General features: G+C 66.9%; 15 protein-coding genes. 8 read left to right on the top strand and 7 right to left on the bottom strand.

What is annotated here, in order from left to right:
- Positions 1–26: 26 nt before the first annotated feature.
- The 6 genes from ligD to Q1A87_RS06960 form a co-directional block, all read right to left on the bottom strand.
- On the bottom strand, positions 27–2,456 hold the full coding sequence (gene ligD / locus Q1A87_RS06935; protein WP_299648781.1) for a DNA ligase D: 2,430 nt from the start codon (positions 2,454–2,456) through the stop codon (positions 27–29).
- 1 nt (position 2,457) lies between these two features.
- Positions 2,458–3,315, bottom strand: coding sequence for a Ku protein (locus Q1A87_RS06940; protein WP_299648784.1), 858 nt, complete (start codon positions 3,313–3,315; stop codon positions 2,458–2,460).
- 73 nt (positions 3,316–3,388) lie between these two features.
- Entirely contained in the window at positions 3,389–4,138 is a 750-nt protein-coding gene (locus Q1A87_RS06945) for an SDR family NAD(P)-dependent oxidoreductase (protein ID WP_299648787.1), read from the bottom strand.
- On the bottom strand, positions 4,135–4,887 hold the full coding sequence (locus tag Q1A87_RS06950; RefSeq protein WP_299648790.1) for an SDR family oxidoreductase: 753 nt from the start codon (positions 4,885–4,887) through the stop codon (positions 4,135–4,137). The genes Q1A87_RS06945 and Q1A87_RS06950 overlap by 4 nt, the downstream gene beginning before the upstream one ends.
- Before the next feature lie 366 nt (positions 4,888–5,253).
- A complete protein-coding gene (locus Q1A87_RS06955; RefSeq protein WP_299648792.1) occupies positions 5,254–6,894 on the bottom strand; it encodes an alpha-amylase family protein in 1,641 nt (546 codons plus the stop codon).
- Between the two features lie 11 nt (positions 6,895–6,905).
- A complete protein-coding gene (locus tag Q1A87_RS06960; protein ID WP_299648795.1) occupies positions 6,906–8,558 on the bottom strand; it encodes an alpha-glucosidase in 1,653 nt (550 codons plus the stop codon).
- A 180-nt stretch (positions 8,559–8,738) separates the two neighbouring features.
- On the opposite strand from Q1A87_RS06960, the gene Q1A87_RS06965 reads away from it, so the two are divergent.
- The 4 genes from Q1A87_RS06965 (at position 8,739) to Q1A87_RS06980 (ending at position 13,596) form a co-directional block, all read left to right on the top strand.
- Entirely contained in the window at positions 8,739–9,485 is a 747-nt protein-coding gene (locus Q1A87_RS06965) for an SDR family NAD(P)-dependent oxidoreductase (RefSeq protein ID WP_299648799.1), read from the top strand.
- Positions 9,486–9,616: 131 nt separating this feature from the next.
- A complete protein-coding gene (gene zwf, locus Q1A87_RS06970; RefSeq protein WP_299648802.1) occupies positions 9,617–11,107 on the top strand; it encodes a glucose-6-phosphate dehydrogenase in 1,491 nt (496 codons plus the stop codon).
- A 163-nt stretch (positions 11,108–11,270) separates the two neighbouring features.
- Positions 11,271–12,209, top strand: coding sequence for an SMP-30/gluconolactonase/LRE family protein (locus Q1A87_RS06975; protein WP_299648805.1), 939 nt, complete (start codon positions 11,271–11,273; stop codon positions 12,207–12,209).
- Positions 12,210–12,606: 397 nt separating this feature from the next.
- Entirely contained in the window at positions 12,607–13,596 is a 990-nt protein-coding gene (locus Q1A87_RS06980; RefSeq protein WP_299648808.1) for an ester cyclase, read from the top strand.
- Between the two features lie 3 nt (positions 13,597–13,599).
- Here the strand turns inward: Q1A87_RS06980 and Q1A87_RS06985 are convergent, their stop codons facing one another.
- Positions 13,600–14,763 carry an ester cyclase gene (locus tag Q1A87_RS06985; protein ID WP_299648811.1) on the bottom strand — a complete coding sequence of 388 codons (1,164 nt, stop codon included), beginning with the start codon at positions 14,761–14,763 and terminating at the stop codon, positions 13,600–13,602.
- Between the two features lie 229 nt (positions 14,764–14,992).
- Between Q1A87_RS06985 and Q1A87_RS06990 the strand changes: the two genes are divergently transcribed.
- The 4 genes from Q1A87_RS06990 (at position 14,993) to ugpC (ending at position 19,303) form a co-directional block, all read left to right on the top strand.
- Positions 14,993–16,231, top strand: a complete 1,239-nt coding sequence (locus Q1A87_RS06990; protein ID WP_299648814.1) for an extracellular solute-binding protein — start codon at positions 14,993–14,995, stop codon at positions 16,229–16,231.
- 86 nt (positions 16,232–16,317) lie between these two features.
- Positions 16,318–17,346, top strand: coding sequence for a sugar ABC transporter permease (locus Q1A87_RS06995; RefSeq protein ID WP_299648817.1), 1,029 nt, complete (start codon positions 16,318–16,320; stop codon positions 17,344–17,346).
- A gap of 14 nt (positions 17,347–17,360) precedes the next feature.
- On the top strand, positions 17,361–18,242 hold the full coding sequence (locus Q1A87_RS07000) for a carbohydrate ABC transporter permease (RefSeq protein WP_299648820.1): 882 nt from the start codon (positions 17,361–17,363) through the stop codon (positions 18,240–18,242).
- Between the two features lie 8 nt (positions 18,243–18,250).
- Positions 18,251–19,303 (top strand): sn-glycerol-3-phosphate ABC transporter ATP-binding protein UgpC, encoded by a 1,053-nt coding sequence (gene ugpC, locus Q1A87_RS07005; protein WP_299648824.1) that lies wholly within the window; start codon positions 18,251–18,253, stop codon positions 19,301–19,303.
- Positions 19,304–19,317 lie beyond the last annotated feature (14 nt).

Consider the following 19,317-nt stretch of genomic DNA (forward strand, 5'->3'; position numbering starts at 1 on the left):
TTCGACCGGCATCCCGGGCATGTCTATCAATCACGCGGCGCGCCGCTCACCCATGTCTCGAACGCGTCGATCACCGCCTCGGTGATGCGCTGCGGCCCCGGCCGGTCGGGCCAGTCGCGCTCTCGGGCGGCGCGGATGTCGAAGGCGGCGGCGCTGTCGGTTTCGGCCAGCTCGTCCCATGTCACCGGCACGGCCACCGGCGCCCCGGTCCGGGCGCGGAGCGAGAACGGCGCGATGGCGGTAGAGCTGCGCTCGTTGCGGAGCCAGTCGACGAAGATCTTCCCCTGCCGGCGCTTCTTCGACATCTTCGCCGTGTAGCGCGCGGGCTCGGTCTCGGCGAGATGCGTGGCGAAGGTCTGCGCGAAGCCCTTCACCGTGTCCCAGCTCGACGAACGGTGCAGGTCCACCACGACATGCACGCCCTTCCCCCCGGTCAGCAGTGGCCAGCTCTCGAGGCTCAGTCGCTTGAGGACGTCGCGAATGTCGGCCGCGGAGTCCCGGACCTTGGCGAAGTCCACCCCCTCGTCGGGATCGAGGTCGAAGACCATCCGGTCCGGCCGGTCCATCCGGTCGCGGCGCGCGCCCCAGACATGGAACTCGACCGCCCCCATCTGCGCCGCACCGACGAGGCCCGCGGCGCTGTCGAGGTAGATATAGGGCGCGGTCTTGCCGTCGCTCTCTTCGATCTCCACCACCTTCACCGCGTCCGGAAAGCCCTTCCCCGCGTGCCGCTGGAAGAACCGCTCGCCCTCCAGCCCCTCGGGCAGGCGGACGAGGGAGACGGGACGGTCGGCGGCACAGGCGAGGATGCGGTCGGCCATTGCGGCATAATACTCCGCCACGTCGCCCTTCGTGACCCTTGCCTCGGGGAAGACGACGCGCTCGGTGGAACTGACGGCAATGCCGGCGATCTTCGGCCGGTCGGACGTCGTCTCGGTCTTCCTCTCGGTCTTTTCCATGCGAACCTCTTCTGCGGGCTTGTCCTCGCGCAGCCCGAGGAACACGGCCTGCCGCAGGCGCCCGTCGCCGGTCATCTCGGCGTATTTGACTTCGGCGACGAGCTGCGGCGTGACCCAGACGACGCCGCGCGCCTCGTCGCGCGGGGCCTTCACCGGCGCGGACTTGCGCGTCAGCGGCGCGAGTTTATCCGCCACCTCCCGCATCGTTTCGGCGTCGAAGCCGGTGCCGGTCTTGCCGACATAGCGCAACGCCGCTCCGTCCCGGACGGCGAGCGCGAGGGAGGCGAAGGGACGGCCGCGCTTGTCGGAGCGTTGCCAGCCCACCACGACGAACTCGGCGCGCTGCTCGCATTTCAACTTGAGCCAGGCGCGCGACCGGCCCGGCACGTAGGGCGCGTCGCGGCGCTTGGCGATCAGTCCCTCGCCCCCGGCCTTACAGATCGCCGCGAAGGCGTCGGCCGCCGCGCCCCGGATCACCGGCGAGACTTGCAACGGTCCGAGCGGCGGCGCGTCCTTCAGGAGCACCTCCAGCGCCGCGCGTCGCGTCTCCAACGGCTCGCCCGTGAGGTCGTCGCCGTCGCGATGCAGCAGATCGAAGGCCTGGAAGGTGAACGGTCCCCCCGCCTTGATCGCCTTCTGGAGCATGCCGAACCCGTGCAGGCCGGCGCCCGCGACGATCTCCCCGTCGATGAGCGCGGTGTCGCAGGGCAGGTCCTCGAAGGTCGGCAGGAGCGGCGCGAAGCGGTCGGACCAGTCGAGCCCGCTGCGGGTGAGAATACGGACACCGTCCTTTCCGATGGGCACCAGCGCGCGGTAGCCGTCGAACTTGAGCTCGTGCCAATGCGTCGCCGGATCGGCGAGGTCGTCGGTCAGGGTGGCGAGTTGCGGCTTGGGTACCTTCGGCGCATTCGCCTTCCGCGCGGGCGGATCCGCGGGCGTGGCATCCTTGCCGATCCCGGTCATGGTCCGACGCGTGCCGACGCTGTGCGTATAGCGCCGTACCGGGTCGCGCTTGCCCGCCGCCTCGTCCCGGCCCTTGATGAGGAGCCAGTTCTCGCGCTTGCCCTCGCGCCGCATCCGCACGAGCTCCCACCGGCCGGTCAGCCGGCGCCCGTGGATGGCGAAGGACAGGTGCCCCTTGGCGAGCCCCTTCGCCGCCGGTTCCAGCGGCTGCCAATGGCCGAGGTCCCAGAGCATGACGCGGCCTGCGCCGTAACTGTCCTTCGGGATCACGCCCTCGAAGCCGAGATAGCCGATCGGATGGTCCTCCGTGCGGACGGCCAGTCGCTTCTCCTTCGGGTCGAGGGACGGGCCGCGGGTGATCGCCCAGCTCAGGAGCGCCCCCTCCCATTCGAGGCGCAGGTCAAAATGCAGCCGCGTCGCGTCGTGCTTCTGGATCGAGTAGCGGAGCGCGAGGCCTTCGGGGCTGCCCGTGTCCTTCGGCTCGGGCGTGCGGTCGAAGTCACGCTTCGCGAGGTAGGTTTCGAGATCGGCCATCTCAGGCGGACTTCTTGCGGCCGGAGGTCCCCTTCTTGGCGGCGGCGCCCTTGGCCTTGGTGCCGCCCTTGTCGGACTTCAGGCTCTCCTTCAGCGCGGCCATCAGGTCGACCACGTTGCCGTCGCCTTTCCCGCCGTCGTCGCCGGACGTGGTGGCCCGCTTGGTCTTCCTGTTCTTGCGCTTCGCCTCGATCAGCGCACGCAGGGCCTTGTCGTAGTGGTCCGTGAAGTTCGCGGCATCGAAAGGCGCCGTCTTGCGCTCGATCAATTGCGTCGCGACGTCGAGCAGCTCCTCGTCGGCGGGGTCGTCCTCGATCCCGTGAAACAGCGGGTCGGCCTCCTTCAGCTCGTCGGCGTAGAACAGCGTCTCCATCACGAGGCCATCGCCCGAAGCCTTGATGGCGCAGAGATGTTCCTTGCCCCGCATCGTAAGCTGCCCCAGCCCGATCTTGCCGGCCTGGCGCAGCGCATCGCGCACCACGCGGTAGGCGTCCTCGGCCAGTTCGTCGGTGGGCACGATGTAGTAGGGCTTGTCGAAATAGAGCGGCGGAATCTCGCAGGCGCCGACGAACTGCACGAGCTCCAGCGTCTTCTTCGTCTCGAGCTTGATCGCGTCGATCTCCTCGGGATCGAGGAGCATGTACTCGTCGCCCCCGATCTCGTAGCCCTTCATGATCTCGTCGCTCTTGACCGGACCCACGCCCGCGACCGTCTTCTCGTAGCGGATGCGCTTGCCGGTCGGCTCGTGGATCTGGCGGAAGCTGATCCGGGCGCCGGACTTCGTGGCGCTGTGGATCTCCACCGGGATCGCGACCAGCGACAGGCGTAACTGACCCTTCCAGACTGCGCGTGATGCCATGACATCGTCCTCCGAATGGGGTCAAACGCAGGAACGGTCCCGTTGGTTCTGCGACGGGCGGACTCCGTTGCTTTCAGGCCACGGCCTGCGCCCCCGTGATCTCCACCAGCGAGCCGCACATGAAGGCCGCCTCGTCGGAGGCGAGGAACGCGACGAGCGCCGCCACCTCCTCCGGCTCCCCAATGCGGCCATAGGGGATCAGCGCGTCCATGTCGGCCTTGGTCCGACCCGACCGGGCCATGCCGGCGCGCAGCATGTCGGTGTGGATCTCCCCCGGACAGACGGCGTTCACGCGAATCTTGCGAGGGGCCATGTCGCGGGCGAGGTTCTGCGTGAAGCTCGCCACCGCGGCCTTGGTGACGTTGTAGGCGATATGTCCCGGCGCGGGATGCAGGCCCCATTGCGAGGCGATGTTGACGATCGCCCCGCCACCATTCGCGATCATGCCGGGCAGCGCGGCGCGGCATAGATGGAACATCGCGTCGATGTTGACGGCGAAGCTGTCGCCCCAATCCTCTTCGGAGATGGCCAGGATATCGCCGCGCCGGTTGATGCCGGCATTGTTGACCAGCAGGTCGAGAGGACCGTCGGACGTGGCGGACTCGACGATCTCGCGGCAGGCGCCGGGTATGGAGAGGTCGCCCGGGATCGCGCGCGCGCCGAGCTCGTCGGCAAGGTTCTGAAGCGCGTCGGACGCGCAATCCGTGACGAGAAGGCTCGCCCCCTCGCTCGCGATGCGGCGACTGATCGCGGTGCCGATCCCGCCGGCGGCGCCGGTGACGAGCGCGCGCTTTCCCGCGAACCTGCGCGTCCGGTTGTTCATCGAAGGTAGCTCGCGCCGTTGATGTCGATCACCGACCCGGTCAGCGACACGTTGCGCCGGTCGAGCGCGAAGGCCACGGCGCGCGCCACTTCTGACGGTTCGGCCAATGCGCGGATCGGAATCTCTCCCAACGCGGCCGCCTCCCCGTTCTCGGCGATATAGGCTTCCGCCATCGGCGAGCGGACCCAGCCGGGCGAGATGGCGACGCAATGGATGCCCTCGGTACCGAAATTGCGCGCGACGGTCTTCGTCAGGTTCATCAGCGCCGCCTTGCCGCAACCATAGGCCATCGCGTCGGCGGTGTAGCCGCGCTGCCCGGAGCGGGATCCCATGTTGACGATCCGCCCGCCCCCATGTTCGCGGAAGTGCCGGATGGCGGCACGGATCAGGTCGGCAGCGGCCTGGAAGTTCACCTGAATCTCCCGCGTCCAATAGGCCTGCCAGGCATCGAGATCGGCCTCGACGGTGAGTTCGCTGCGAATCGCGGCGTTGTTGACGAGCCCGTCGATACGGCCCGCCCGTGCCACGGCGGCGTCCCAGAGCGCCGTCGCGGCGTCGGGATCGGCGAGGTCGGCCCGGATCGTGCTCGCCCCGCCCCCGATCTCCGCGGCCAGCGCCTCCGCCGGATCCGCGTTCGAGACGTAATGCAGCAGCATCCGCGCCCCGTCCGCCGCAAGGCAGCGGGCGATCTCGACCCCGATGGTGCCGGTCGCCCCGGTCAGCAGGATGGTCTGGTCACGAAACGGCAAGGCATCCTCCTGAACCGGCACGAGAATGGACGGTAGGCCGAGCGTTCGTTGCCCCGCAACATGCAATCGAATCCGCAATCGCGTCCGGATGCCTGAAAATACGAGCCAAAGGGCATGGCAGCGCGACGGCAGGTTTCATCCGTCGAGACGCGTTTTCCGGGGTCGCATGAACGAAAAATGCCTGCGCGATCACTGGCGAGACCAGTCAACGCGCAGGCAACGGCCAAGGGAACTGGATACGCACTGAAACGTTAGAACTCGTCCTGACCGATACGAGACACTATATACCTTAACAAATCTTAATCATCGGGTAAAGGTGAGGAATTCCTTACCTCCGTGATCCGTATCTTTCGTGGCGCCGCGAAATCAGCGACGTTCGCCGCCGATCCGGAACCAGCGATAGCCGAAGGGCCCGATCTCGATCTCGCTGTCCTCGACGCGTGAACTCTCCGCAGCCGGTTGGATCAGTTCCACCAGAGATTCGGACGCGAGTTCCGAAATCCCCACGGTGACCGTTTCGTCGCGGAAGTTATGGAACGTGACGACCTCGTCCGTCTTCCATCGTGTCTTCAGACCGAGCACGCCTTCGGGAAGATCCGGAACGATGCTCCATTCTCCCCAGCCGATCTCCGGACAGGCGCGGCGCGTGTCGATCAGCGCCCGCACACGCGTCAGCAGCGTGCCGTCGCGGTTGCGCTGCGCCGCGACATTCGTTTCCCGGTAGCCGAGCGGGCCGTCCTTCACGACCGGCCGCATGGGCTGGTCCGAGGTGGTGAACCCGCCACTCGGCGCATCGGCCCATTGCATCGGCGTGCGCACCGGATTGCGCTCCGGCAGCGACAGATCCTCGCCCATGCCGATCTCGTCGCCGTACCACATCACCGGCGTGCCGGGCAGCGCGAAGAGCAGGGATTGCGTGAGCAGGATGCGCCGCTGGTCGCCGCCGAGCATCGGTGCGAGCCGCCGGCGAATGCCGCGGTCGTAGATCTGCATGTCCTTCTCCGGGCCGAACGCATCGAACACTTCCTGCCGCTCGCTCTCGGTCAGCTTGTCGAGCGAAAGTTCGTCGTGGTTTCGCAGGAACGTGGCCCATTGCGCCTGCAGCGGGGGTTCGGTCGGGCGCGAGCGCAGCGCGTCCTCGATCGGGCCGGCATCGCCGCGCGCCATGGCGAGCCAGATCGCCTGGTTGAGCGGGAAATCGAACAGCATGTGCATCCGCTCATCCGCCTCGAACCCACGTCCGCCGAAATACTTGGGCGCCTTCTCGCGGACGATGTTCGCCTCCGCGAGCATGATCGCCTCGGCCTTCCGCCAGGACAGGAAATCGCGCATCTCCGACAGGAGCAGCAGCGGATCGCGCTCCGGCTCCTCCTTCAGGCCCTTGTACTCGACGAGGAACGGCACCGCGTCGATGCGAAAGCCGGACACGCCGAGCTCCAGCCAGAACCCCATGATCCGTTCGATCTCCTCGCGCACGGCGGGGTTGGCGATGTTGAGATCGGCCTGGAACTCGTAGAACCGGTGCATGTACCAGGCCTTCGCCGTCTCGTCGTAGGTCCAGACGGCCTCCTGCACCCCGGGGAAGATGACGCCCTTGGAGATGTCCTCGGGCTTCTCCTCCGACCAGACGTACCAGCCCCGGTAGGGCGAATCCGGTGAGGACCGTGCGGCCTGGAACCAGGGATGCTCGATCGAGGTGTGGTTGACGACGAGATCGACCAGAACCCGCATCCCGCGGTTGCGCGCCTCGCGGATGAAATGGACGAAATCGCCGAGGCTGCCCAGTCGGGAATCGACCGAATAGAAGTCCGAGATGTCGTAGCCGTTGTCCTTGTTCGGCGTGGGGTAGAACGGGTTGAGCCAGATCGTGGTGACGCCGAGCGCCTCCAGATGATCGAGTCTGTCGGCGAGCCCCTGGAAGTCGCCGACCCCGTCCCCGTTCGAATCCATGAAGGTCTCGGGGTCGAGGCAGTAGATGATGGCGTTCTTGTACCAGAGGTCGAGCATGGCGGGATCTTTCAGCTTCTGTCGTGAAGGAGCGCGAACGCTTCGTAGGGGGCGAGCGTCACCGTCCCCCCGATGCTCGTGCGCGGTGCGACATTTGTGACGAGGCAGCGCCCCGCGACGTCCATGCCGCCGGGAAGTTCGAACCGGACCTCCGCTCCCGTCCAGTTCGCGATCACGGTCAGCGCGTGTCCTTCGAGATCGCGGCGATAGGCAAAGACCTGCGGGTGGTCCGGTGCGATCGGGGTGTAGCTGCCGAGGACGACGATATCGTGCTCGCGCCGGAGCCGCACGAGATGGCGGTAATGCGCGAGGACGGAGTCGGGGTCGTCCTCCTGCGCGGCGGCGTTGATGTCCGCGTGGTTCGGATTGACCGCGATCCATGGGGTGCCGGTCGTGAACCCCGCCTGCGGTCCGTCGGTCCATTGCATCGGCGTGCGAGCATTATCGCGGCTCGAGACCCGCGCGCCGGCGAGGAACTCCGCCTCGGACATGCCGGCCTCGGACATCAACCGGTAGTTGTTCAGCGTCTCGACGTCGCGGTACTGCTCGATGTCGTCGAGGCCGGCATTGGTCATGCCGAGCTCCTCACCCTGATAGATGTAGGGCGTGCCCTTCATCAGGTGCAGGACGGTCGCCAGCATCTTGGCCGACCGCACCCGCCATTCGCCCGGATCGCCGTAGGTCGAGACGGCCCGGGGAAGGTCGTGGTTAGACCAGAAGAGCGAGTTCCACCCGTCGTCGGACAATGCCGCCTGCCAGCGGTCGAACACCGCCTTCAGCCCGACGAGGTCGATGGGATGCGGCTCCCACTTGCCGTGCGCATCGTCCCAGAAGCGGGTCACGTGCGCGAACTGGAACACCATCGACAGCGCATCGCGGTCCCGCCCGCAATAGAGGAGCGCGTTCTCCGGCGTGGCGCTCCAGGCCTCGCCCACGGTGACGATGTCGCGGCCCTGCGCCGTGGCCGCCATCATCTCGCGGATATGGTCGTGCAGGTGGGGGCCGTTGGCGGTGATGCCCTCGTCCACCTCCTTCCCGATCAGGTCGATCACGTCCATCCGGAAGCCGGCGATCCCACGATCGAGCCACCAGTTCATCATCGCGTAAATCTCGGCCCGCATTTCGGAATTGTGCCAGTTCAGGTCCGGCTGACCCGGATCGAAGAGGTGCAGGTAGTACTGCCCCGACCCGCCGGGATCGCGGCTCCAGGCCGAGCCGCCGAAACTGGACTGAAGCGCGTTTGGCGGACCGCCGTCCGGCGCCGGGTCGCGCCAGACGTAATAGTCGCGGTAGGGCGCATCCGGCCCGCCCGTCGCGCTCCGGAACCAGTCGTGCCGGTCGGAGGTGTGGTTCACCACGAGGTCCATGACGATGCCGATGCCCCGTCCGCGCGCCTCCGCGATCAGCCTGTCCATGTCCTCCATCGTCCCGAACTCGGACGCGATCGCCCGGTAATCGGCGATGTCGTAGCCGTTGTCGCACATCGGCGAGGCGTAGACCGGCGAGAGCCAGACGAAGCCCACGCCCAGCCGCTCGAGATAGTCGAGCTTCGAGACGATGCCGGGAATGTCTCCGATGCCGTCGCCGTCGCTGTCGGCGAAGCTGCGTGGATAGATCTGGTAAGCGGTGGCGCGGGTCCACCAGGGTGCGGTTGCAGGGTCCATCCCGGCAACCATAGGGCCGCGAGCGCATGACGCAACGCCGGGCCGGCCGCGCCGGTGCGTCAACCCTTCATCATTCTCGACATTCTGTCGCGGGGTTGCGAAATCAGAATGCGCGCGAAGGGGCGTTTGCGGGCCGGACGGCACGACCGCCCGGTTTCAACGGATCGAGGGAGAGCACAGATGAACACCGAGGATTTCGAGAACCGCACCGCCGTCGTCACCGGCGGGGCGCAGGGCATCGGCCGCGCCGTGGCGGAGCGGCTGACGAAGGGCGGCGCGCGGGTCGCGCTGTGGGACATGGACGAGGATCTGGCTCGCGCGGCGGCGGAGGAGATCGGCGGCGGCACCATCGCGGTGCGGGCCGACGTGGCCGACTGGGACAACGTCGAGCGGGCGATGGCCGAGACGCTCGACGCGTTCGGGCGGCTCGACATCGTGGTGAATTCCGCCGGGATCGCGGGGTCCAACACGACGGTGGAGACCTACGACGTGGCCGAGTTCCACCGGATCGTGACGATCAACCTGATGGGCACGTTCCACGTCAACCGCGCCGCGGTGCCCGCGATGCGCAAGGCGGGCTACGGCCGGATCGTCAACATCGCCTCCGTCGCGGGCAAGGAGGGCAACCCGAACGCCTGCGCCTATTCCGCGTCGAAGGCCGGCGTGATCGGGTTCACCAAGTCCTTGGGCAAGGAACTGGCCGATCTCGACATCGCGGTGAACTGCGTCACCCCCGCCGCGGCGCGAACCCGGATCTTCGACCAGATGAGCCAGGAGCATATCGACTACATGCTCTCCAAGATCCCGCGCGGGCGGTTCCTCGAGACGGGCGAGGCTGCGGCGATGATCGCCTGGCTCTGCTCCGAGGAGAACAGCTTCACCACGGCCTCCACCTTCGACCTCTCGGGCGGCCGGGCGACCTACTGACGCGGACTTGCGGGCGGCGCCGGCGCGCCTGCGACGAACCGTTGCAGCGCCGAGCCGCAGTCCGGATCCATCTCTGCGCGCGGACGGCGGCGTGGATGGGCGCCGGTCTAGAAACGGGGCGGAGAACGAAGATGGATCGAATTGCCACGGGCGACGAACCGGGCGGCGCGCCGGAGACGCAACCCGCGCCGGCCTGCACGCTCGTCATCTTCGGCGCGGGCGGCGATCTGGCCGCGCGCCTGCTGGTGCCCGCGCTCTACAACCTCGAACGTTCCGGCGTCCTGGCAGACGGCTTCTCGCTTCTGGGCGTAGACCTGGCGATCGAGGGGGAGGACCAGTGGAAGGCGCATCTGCGGGAGATCGTGCAGGATTGCGTCGACGACCCCGACGCCGAGTTCCACCCGCGCGAGATCGACGCGGATGCCTGGGGGCGGCTGATGGACCGTGCCGACTACCTGCACGCCGACTTCACCGATCCCGCGACCTTCGAGACGCTTGCCGGCCGGCTCGACGGCGCGGCGATCTTCTACCTCGCCGTGCAGGCACGGTTCTTCTGTCCGATCACGGAGGCCCTGGGCGCCGCGGGGCTGCTCGAGGAGAATGAGGACGCGTTCCGGCGTCTCGTCGTGGAAAAGCCCTTCGGCTCCGATCTCGCCTCGGCGCAGGCCCTGAACGCGCGCCTCCTCGACGTGGCGCGGGACGAGCAGATCTTCCGCATCGACCACTTCATGGGCAAGGAGCCGGTGCAGTCGATCCTCGCGATGCGCTTCGCCAATCGCATCTTCGAGCCGATCTGGCGCGCCGAGCATATAGCCGAGGTCGAGATCACGGCGTCCGAGACACTGGGCGTCGAGGAACGGGGCCGGTTCTACGAGGCGACCGGCGCGCTGCGGGACATGGTGCCGAACCACCTGTTCCAGCTTCTCTGCATGGTCGCGATGGAGCCGCCCACCTCGCTCGACGCCGAGGCGGTCCGCTCCGAGAAGTCCCGCCTCCTGCGCTGCGTGCGGTCGCTTCGTCCGGAGGACGTCGTGTTCGGGCAGTACGAAGCCGGCCGCATCGGCGAGCGGGACGTGCCGGGCTACCACGAGGAGGACGATGTAGCGCCCGACAGCGAGACGGAGACCTTCGTCGCCCTCCGCCTCGCCGTGGAGAACTGGCGCTGGTCCGGGACGCGGTTCGTCCTGCGCACCGGCAAGCGGCTGAACGAGCGGCGGACGCAGGTCGCGATCCGGTTCCGGGCGCCGCCGTTCGACCTGTTCGCCCGAACCGACCCCGAGGGGCAGACGCTGGACGAGATCGTCCTCGAAATCGCGCCGGAGCACGGAGTGGACATCGCCTTCGACGTGAAGCGTCCCGGCTATGCTACCGTACCCGCGCGGACCAGATCGCGATCGGCCTTCGACGAGACTTTCGGCGAACGGGCGTATGTGGGCTACGAGGCGCTGCTCCACGATTGCATGGTCGGGAACCCGGCCCTTTTCCCGCGCTACGACATGATCGAGGAGGCCTGGCGCATCGTCGATCCCGTCCTCGCCGGCGATACGCGGCCGGATGTCCTGCCCTATCCGGCAGGCTCCGACGGGCCGGACGCCGCTGCGAAGCTGAACGCCGACCGCTAGGCACGGACCGGCAACCGGCTCCACGCTCCGGCCGGTGCGGAAGCGTACAGCCGGAACGTCCCCCGCCCCGTGCGCATTTGTCCCGGCAGGCCTGATGCAGGGCCGACACCGAGACGAGGCGAACATCACCGGACCCGATCCGGTCCGCAGGTGGGGAGGATCGATGCCGCATTTCGTCGACGCCGACGCGACGGACGTCGAGGTTCACGACGACCGCTTCATCGGCGCGGTTCTGGGCAATGCCTGGCTGGAACGCCTCGCCACGGGTTTCCGTTGGGTCGAGGGGCCGGTCTGGATGGGCGACTGGGACTGCCTGCTGTTCCAGGACCTGCCGGCGAACCGGACGATGCGCTGGACCGACGGGTTGTTTGGAGCGGAGGGACGGGCCGAGATCTTCCGCGCGCCCTCGCATTACGCCAACGGACAGGCGCGCGACCGCGAGGGACGGCTGCTCGCCTGCTCGCAGGGTCTGCGGGCGGTGACGCGGACGGAACGCGATGGCAGCGTCACCACGATCGCCGACAGCCATGACGGTCTGAGGCTCAACGCACCCAACGACATCGTCGTCAGTCGCGACGGCGCGATCTGGTTCACCGACCCACTCTACGGTCTGCTGTCCGACTACGAGGGCGGTCGGCGGCCGAGCGAACAGCGGCCGGCCGTCTACCGCATTCCGCCCGGCTCCGACCGGCCCGAACGGATGGTGGACGACCTCGTCGGGCCGAACGGTCTCGCATTCTCGCCCGACGAACGACGGTTCTACGTGTCCGAAACGGGCGACGAGTCGTTACCCGATCCCGACCGCTTCATCCGGGTCTACGACGTGGCCGAGGACGGCGCCCTGTCGAACGGACGCGAGTTCGCCCGCATCGCGCCGGGCTGCTGCGACGGCATGGCGATCGACGAGAACGGCTGGCTGTGGTCGAGTGCGGAGGACGGGGTGCACGTCTTCGCGCCGGACGGCACGCTGCTCGGCAAGGTCTTCGTGCCCGAACGGGTCTCCAACCTCGCCTTCGGCGGGCGCCTGCTGAACCGTCTGTTCATCACCGGCGCGACCTCGCTCTACGCGCTCACCGTGAACGTGCGCGGCGCGGCGGGCTGAGGCCGCGCCAACCGGCCGGCGCGTTGGCTACGATCAGTTCCGACAGGGCGGTCGCCGCAGATCGAGTGAGCTTGGATACATCCTGTCTGCGCCGGTGCAGGTGAACGGAGCGCGGTTGTCGATCGGAATCTGGAAGCCAGCAGCCATTCCAAGCGGGCGCCGTCGTCGGACCGCGCCTGCAGGTTCGGGGAGTGGAGGGCTCCGTGTCGCCGACCGTGCGACCATGTCGAAGGTCGTTTTGGGCAACACCAATGCGACTGCGATCACAATCGGCTAAGACAAGTCCGACTTGATCCTCAAGGACCCGCGCGCCGGAATGTCCACTCGCTCCGCATGACGCGATGACGTTCCATCGGCGCGACCGATCCATTACCAAGGTGAAAAAGGGAAACCGGGCATGTCGTTTCAGACCGAGAAGGCACTCGTACTGGCGCATCACGCGGCGCTCGACCGTGCGAGGCTGGACGACGTGGCCGCCATCCTCGCCGCGCGCACTTCGCCGGACTGGCTCTGGCGGGGAATGCATCCGTTCCACGAGCAGCGCGGCGCGGACGCCGTCGCGCGCAGCTTCTGGACCCCGTTCCTTCGGGCCATGTCAACTGTCCAGCGCCGCCCCGACATCTTCTTCGCCGGCCGCAACGAGCTCGCGGCCGGCGGGGTCTGGGTCGTGCAGATGGGGCACCTGATGGGTCTGCTCGACGCGCCCTTCCTCGGCATCCCGCCCACGTACCGCATCGCGATGCTGCGCTACGTGGAGTTCAACCGGGTCGAGGGAGACCGGATCGTCGAAACCGCCTTCTTCTGCGACCTGCCGCACCTAATGCGACAGGCCGGCCTCGACCCGTTCCCCGAGCAGACGGCGCAGCATCTCGTGCAGCCCGGGCCGCGCACGCATGACGGGCTCCTGCTGGCGGATGCCGATCCGGCCGAGGGCGCCTCGACGCTTGCGCTGATCGAGACGATGATCGGCGACATCGACTCGCGCGAGCGGTTCGCAGCGCCGGAGGTAGAGCTCGCCCGAAGCTGGCACGACGACATGATCTGGTGGGGGCCGGAGGGGATCGGCGCGACCTACACGATCCCGCGCTATATCGCGCAGCACCAGCGCCCGTTCCGCGAAGAGTTGTCGGACCGCGCCTTCAACGGCCATGTCGCGCGTGTCGCCGAAGGGAGCTACGGCGGCTTTTTCGGCTGGCCCAACCTCACCCTCACGAATGCCGGTCGCTATCTCGGCGTCGACGGCGACGGCACGACGCGGGCCGACATGCGCGTGGTCGACCTCTACCGCCGGGAGGGCGACAAGCTGGCGGAGAACTGGATCTTCATCGACCTGCTGCATTTCCTGAACATGCAGGGCGTCGACGTGCTTGCCGGGCTTTCGCCCTGACGGTCAGGCCTCGGGCGGGATCTCGATCTCGTCGATAGCCGTCTTGTCGGCCATCTGGGCGAGCTTGATTTGCATCAGGACGGACATCTCGTCGTAGTTCGTCCATTCCTCGACGACGCGGCCCTCCTTCACGTGAAAATGGCTCATACCCATTACCTGCACCCGCTTGCCGGTGGGCGCGCCGAGCGAATCCATCACGCCCCATCCCAGGTGATGCCCCTCCATGATCCAGCGCACGGCGACCTTGGTGCCGCCCTCCTCGCTGGGCACGGAGCAGATGTGCTGCGGCAGGAAGAAGCCGTCCGGGAAGGCGGCATACAGGCCGACGATCTGATGCGTGATCGCGGCGTGGCCGTTGAGCTCCTTCATGAGCGGCCCGTGATAGGCCACGGTCGGCGCGTAGGCCCGCTTGACGCGGCCGAACATCCGGCGGTTGTGGACGTCGTGCAGCCATTCCAGCGTCTCGCGCTCGACCTCGTTGCCGGCCAGCGAGAGGTCCGGTTCGCTGGCGGGCGGATACTGCCCGATCAGGCGACCGTTCTCGCCCATGTCCACGGCGAGGAGGCCGCGCTCGAAGTAGGAATGCGCGAGGTCGCGGGCATAGACCTGCGGGTCGAGTCCGATCTGCACGACCTGCGCCATGGAATCGACCACCAGCCATTCGCGGTAGATCCTGTTCTCGTGGATCAGGCAATCGGCGATCGTGCGGGCGGTGTAGGTGCGGCCACTGGGCTTGCCGTAGATGCCTGGCTGGGTGTGGCGTCCTGTTCCCGTGACGAGATGCGAGGTGTAGAATCCGTCATCCTCGTTGCCGGACCAGATCACCTGTGTCGCCATGCCCCGCCGCTCGGGCAGCATGAACAGGCGCTGGATCGTGTTCTGAACGACCTCCTCGCGCGTGTAGGTCGTGCCGGTCGAACTGTAGACGACGCAATCGTGCGTGTAGTGCGTGTAGATGAGGCCGACGTCGCGCTCGTCCCAGATCCTGTGGGTGCAACGAATGATGTAATCGACGATGTCGGTGTAGCAGGCGTCGAAGCCGCGCATCGGCTGGGCACGCGGCCGGTCGTTCGGAACGAGATCGACGAAGTCCCGCCGCTCGGCCTGGAGGATGTTTCGGGCAACAAGGACGCCTTCTCCATCAGCTACGTTGCTCTTTACACCCATGTTGCACCCAGAATCTGACATATCGTCGCAGGTATGGAACCATATCTTGCATACGCTTGCAACAACCTGCGTGGATTTGCCCGATTGTGTTCGCTAGGGCTTACGGGCGGGAATACTGACGCAGCATTCAAACGGGTGGTTAAGATTGTTGCAGTCGTATTCAAGCGACGCTAGCGTCATCCAAAACGTGCCGGGTCACCGGCCATCCAGCTCTGACGGGGAGAATGGAATGAGCACTATCACAAGGTCGGGCATTGCGGTTTGCGCCCTCCTTTCGATGACCGGTCTGGCCGCGGCCGAATGCGGGATCGAGAGCGGCTCCGTCCGCATCCTCTCGAACGACTTCGCCGCCCTCCACGCCGTCGCCGATGCCGCGCAGACCTGCGCCAGCGACACGGTCGAGGTGACGAAGAACCAGACGGAAGAGCACAAGAACATCCAGGTTCCGGCGCTGTCGATCGATCCGGCAACCTACACGGTCGCGGTCATTGCCACGAACTCGATCGTGCCGCTCCTCAACGACGACCTGATTCGCCCGCTCGACGACCTCGTGGCCGAGCACGGGCAACAGCTGACCGAGCAGCAGCTGATCCGTGTCGGCGACAACATCATGGCCATCGCCTTCATGGCGAACGCCCAGCACCTGTTCTACCGCGAGGACGTCCTTGAAGAGCACGGCATCGCGGTCCCGACCAGCTACGAGGAGGTTTTCGCCGCGGCGGAAACCCTGCGCGAGGCCGGCGCGATGGAGACGCCGCTCGCGGCGAGCTACAAGCCCGGCTGGGACCTCGGCGCGGAGTTCGTGAACACCTATCTTGGCACGGGCAACGACTTCTTCGCCCCCGGCTCCGCCGAGCTCGCCATCGACAACGAGGACGGGCTGCGCACGCTCGAGACCATGAAGCAGATGGTCGACTACATGGATGCCGACTGGGCGACCTACGACAGCAACGGTCAGAAACCCGTCTGGGATGCCGGTGACGTCGCTCTGGCGATTCAGTGGGGCTCGCGCGCCGGGGCCTACATCGCCGACGATAGTCCGGCCCCCGAGATCGCCGATGCCACGGCCTTCGCCGCCTCCCCGACGATCGCGGGCAACTCGATCCCGGCCGTGGCGATGTGGTGGGACGGATTCACCATCGCGAAGAACATCTCCGACGAGGACGCGGAGGCATCGTTCATCGCGATGATGGAGGGCATCTCCCCCGAGATGATGCAGGAGAATGCCGACGCGGCGGTCTGGCTGATCGACGGCTATGAGCCCACGCCCGCTTCGGAAGGCGTGATCGCCGATCTGCAGGGCGGCGCGCGATCCTTTCCGATGCTGCCCTATATGGGCCTGCTGCACACGGCGCTCGGCGACAACCTGACCGAATACCTGCAGGGCAACGAGAGCGCGGAGCAAGCCCTGGCCGACGTGACCGCGGCCTATACGACGGCCGCGCGGGAAGCCGGGTTCCTGAACTGAGCCGAGCCTGACGGGGCCGCGCTGCCGGCCCCGTTCGCTTCGACCCGATAGACCCGCGCCGCAAGGCGGTCCGGAAGGAGACGGGCATGCCGCACAGGACCTTCCTCGCCTTCATCTGGCCCTCGCTGCTGGCGATGATCCTGTTCATCGCGATCCCGATCATCTCGGTTGCCTACCAGTCGCTCTATATCGAGCACGAGCAGATCCTCGTCACATCGGAGAATTGCGGCCCCTTCGGCTGTACCTCATCGGTCAGCGTCGACCGCGCCGCGATGGCGCGACTGGTGGAGGAGCAGCCAGCGGGCCGCTACAACGGGCTCGGCACCTATACCAACGCGAGCCACCTCGCCACGGACGAGATCGCTGCGATCGTCGCCAGCAGCGAGAACTTCAACGAGATCCGCAACCGGATCATGAACCTGCCCTTCTACAAGGCGCTCATCTTCACGTTGGCCTACACCTTCATCGTCACCCCGCTGGTGATTGTGCTGGGCTTCGTCATCGCGGTGGTCGTGAACTCGATCCCGCAGATGCTGAAGGGGCCGGTGATCTTCTTCTCGCTCCTGCCGATGCTGGTGACGCCGCTCGTCGGCTCGCTCGTCCTGTTCTGGATGATCGACAGCCGCGGCATCATCGGCGCGGGGCTGCAGGCGCTGTTCGGCGACCCGACCCTGTCGCTCAAGGCCTCGCCGATGCTCACCTGGGTCACCCTCTTCGTCTACGGCGTCTGGCATTCGGCGCCCTTCGCCTTCGTCGTCTTCTACGCCGGGCTCCAGACCGTGCCGACCGACACGCTGGAGAGCGCGATGGTCGACGGCGCCAGCCGGTGGGAGCGCATCCGCTTCGTGGTGATGCCCTACCTCCTGCCGCTGGCGAGCTTCATCGCGCTGATGCAGCTCATGGACAATTTCCGCATCTTCGAGCCGATCATCGGCTTCTCCGCCGCTGCCAGCGCGACCTCGCTCAGCTACCTCATCTACAGCGACCTGCGGGCCGGAAACTCGCCCCTCTTCGGGTCGGCGGCCGCCACGTCGATGCTGACCATAATCGGCGTCATCATCCTTCTCCTGCCGGTGCTTCATCGCAACTGGCGCGAGTTCAGCCGCAAGGTCTGAGGGAGGCCGCGCCGATGTCGAACCCGTCACAACGCAAGCCGTTGCCCCTCGCGGTCCTCTCGACCGGCTTCGTGATCTTCTGGCTGATCGTCGCCGCCTTCCCGTTCCTGTGGACGATGTGGGGGTCGTTCAAGGTCGAGGGCGACTTCTTCTCCCGCGTGAACTGGGTGAACGCGATCACCGGCCCGATCACCGAACGGCAGACCGGATCGCCCTTCACCGATGCCGGCTACGAGGGCGCGTGGATCGCGCAGGAATTCTGGCGCGCCGTCGTCAACACGGCGATCGTGACCGTCTCCGTCGTCGTGATCTCGCTCACTCTCGGCACGCTCGGCGGCTACGCGCTGGCCCGGTCGGGGTTCAAGTACACGTTCTGGCTCCTGATGGCGGCGCTCGTCTTTCGCGCCATGCCGCACGTGACGCTCGTCTCGGGCTACCTGCTCCCGTTCTTCGAGCTCAACATCTGGGGCTTCCTGCCGACCACGATCATCGTGCTCGTGGCGATCAACCAGCCCTTCACGCTCTGGATGCTGCACAGCTTCTTCCTGTCGATCCCGAAGGATCTCGACGAGAGCGCGATGGTCGACGGCTGCACCCGGTTCCAGGCGTTCCGGCTGGCGGTGATCCCGGTGATGTGGCCGGGCGTGGTGACGACGGGGCTGTTCAGCTTCCTGCTGGCCTACAACGACTTTACCGTCACCTCGATGCTTCTCACGCAGGAGAACACGACCATGATCCCGAAGATCAACTCCTTCCTCGGCTCGACGCAGGAGGAGGGCAAGGTGATGTACGCCGTCGCCGCCGTGGTGTCGGCCATCGTGCCGCTCTTCGCGCTGATCCTGTTCTTCCAGCGCCAGATCGTCAGCGGGCTGACCGCCGGCGCGGTAAAGGGATAGGGGACGGCATGGCGCGGTTGCAGCTCAAGAACGTCAACAAGCGGTGGGGCGACTTCGTCGGGGTGAAGGATTTCGACCTCGACATCGCCGACCAGGAGTTCCTCGTCCTGCTCGGCCCCTCGGGCTGCGGCAAGTCCACGATGATGCGGATGATCGCGGGGCTCGAGGACGTGACGGAGGGGGAGATCTGGCTCGGCGACCGGATGGTCAACAAGCTGGAGCCGAAGGACCGCGACATCTCGATGGTGTTCCAGTCCTACGGTCTCTACCCGAACCTGTCCGTCTACGAGAACATCCGCTTCCCGCTCCGCGTCCGGAAGGTCCCGAAGGAAAGCCACGACGAGATGGTGATGAAGGCCGTCCGCATGGTCGAGCTCGAGGCGTTCATGGACCGTCGCCCGGCCGAGCTCTCCGGCGGGCAGCGGCAGCGCGTGGCGCTCGGCCGTGCCATCGTCCGCAAGCCGACCGTCTTCCTGATGGACGAGCCACTTTCGAACCTCGACGCCAAGCTGCGCGTTTCCACCCGGGCGCAGATCAAGAACCTGCAATCGAAGCTCAAGACCACCACCGTCTACGTCACCCATGACCAGATCGAGGCGATGACCCTCGCCGACCGCGTCGTGGTGATGAACGCGGGCCGCATCCAGCAGGTCGGCACGCCCACCGACATCTACGACCACCCCGCCAACGTCTTCGTGGCGAGCTTCATCGGCTCGCCGGCGATGAACCTCGTGGAGGGGCGGCTCGTGGACGGCACGTTCGAGGCCGAGGGAGTGCGCGTCGAGGGGCTGCCCGCACGCCATTCCGGCGACGTCACGCTGGGGTTCCGGGCCGAGGACGCGGAGATCGTGCCGGAGGGCGGCCAGATCGCCGCGCCGATGTACTCGATCGAGCTTCTGGGCGAGGCGTCGATGATCACGTGGCGGCTCGGCGGCGCGCTGGTCTCGGTAAAGGCGGGCAAGGAGTACCGCGCCGAGATCGACGACATCGTCCGCGCCCGCATCCCCGCCGGGATCTGCCACCTGTTCGACACCGCCAGTGGTGAGAGGATCCCGGCGTGACCCCGACCGAGCGG

The sequence above is a fragment of the uncultured Jannaschia sp. genome (assembly GCF_947494055.1).
GTDB lineage: Bacteria > Pseudomonadota > Alphaproteobacteria > Rhodobacterales > Rhodobacteraceae > Jannaschia.

Excerpts from the sequence above, each read along its gene's own strand:
- ligD (WP_299648781.1), bottom strand. The coding sequence starts at position 2,456 with ATGGCCGATCTCGAAACCTACCTCGCGAAGCGTGACTTCGACCGCACG.
- Q1A87_RS06940 (WP_299648784.1), bottom strand. The coding sequence starts at position 3,315 with ATGGCATCACGCGCAGTCTGGAAGGGTCAGTTACGCCTGTCGCTGGTC.
- Q1A87_RS06945 (WP_299648787.1), bottom strand. The coding sequence starts at position 4,138 with ATGAACAACCGGACGCGCAGGTTCGCGGGAAAGCGCGCGCTCGTCACC.
- Q1A87_RS06955 (WP_299648792.1), bottom strand. The coding sequence starts at position 6,894 with ATGCTCGACCTCTGGTACAAGAACGCCATCATCTACTGCCTCGACCCC.
- Q1A87_RS06960 (WP_299648795.1), bottom strand. The coding sequence starts at position 8,558 with ATGGACCCTGCAACCGCACCCTGGTGGACCCGCGCCACCGCTTACCAG.
- Q1A87_RS06965 (WP_299648799.1), top strand. The coding sequence starts at position 8,739 with ATGAACACCGAGGATTTCGAGAACCGCACCGCCGTCGTCACCGGCGGG.
- zwf (WP_299648802.1), top strand. The coding sequence starts at position 9,617 with ATGGATCGAATTGCCACGGGCGACGAACCGGGCGGCGCGCCGGAGACG.
- Q1A87_RS06975 (WP_299648805.1), top strand. The coding sequence starts at position 11,271 with ATGCCGCATTTCGTCGACGCCGACGCGACGGACGTCGAGGTTCACGAC.
- Q1A87_RS06980 (WP_299648808.1), top strand. The coding sequence starts at position 12,607 with ATGTCGTTTCAGACCGAGAAGGCACTCGTACTGGCGCATCACGCGGCG.
- Q1A87_RS06985 (WP_299648811.1), bottom strand. The coding sequence starts at position 14,763 with ATGGGTGTAAAGAGCAACGTAGCTGATGGAGAAGGCGTCCTTGTTGCC.
- Q1A87_RS06990 (WP_299648814.1), top strand. The coding sequence starts at position 14,993 with ATGAGCACTATCACAAGGTCGGGCATTGCGGTTTGCGCCCTCCTTTCG.
- Q1A87_RS06995 (WP_299648817.1), top strand. The coding sequence starts at position 16,318 with ATGCCGCACAGGACCTTCCTCGCCTTCATCTGGCCCTCGCTGCTGGCG.
- Q1A87_RS07000 (WP_299648820.1), top strand. The coding sequence starts at position 17,361 with ATGTCGAACCCGTCACAACGCAAGCCGTTGCCCCTCGCGGTCCTCTCG.
- ugpC (WP_299648824.1), top strand. The coding sequence starts at position 18,251 with ATGGCGCGGTTGCAGCTCAAGAACGTCAACAAGCGGTGGGGCGACTTC.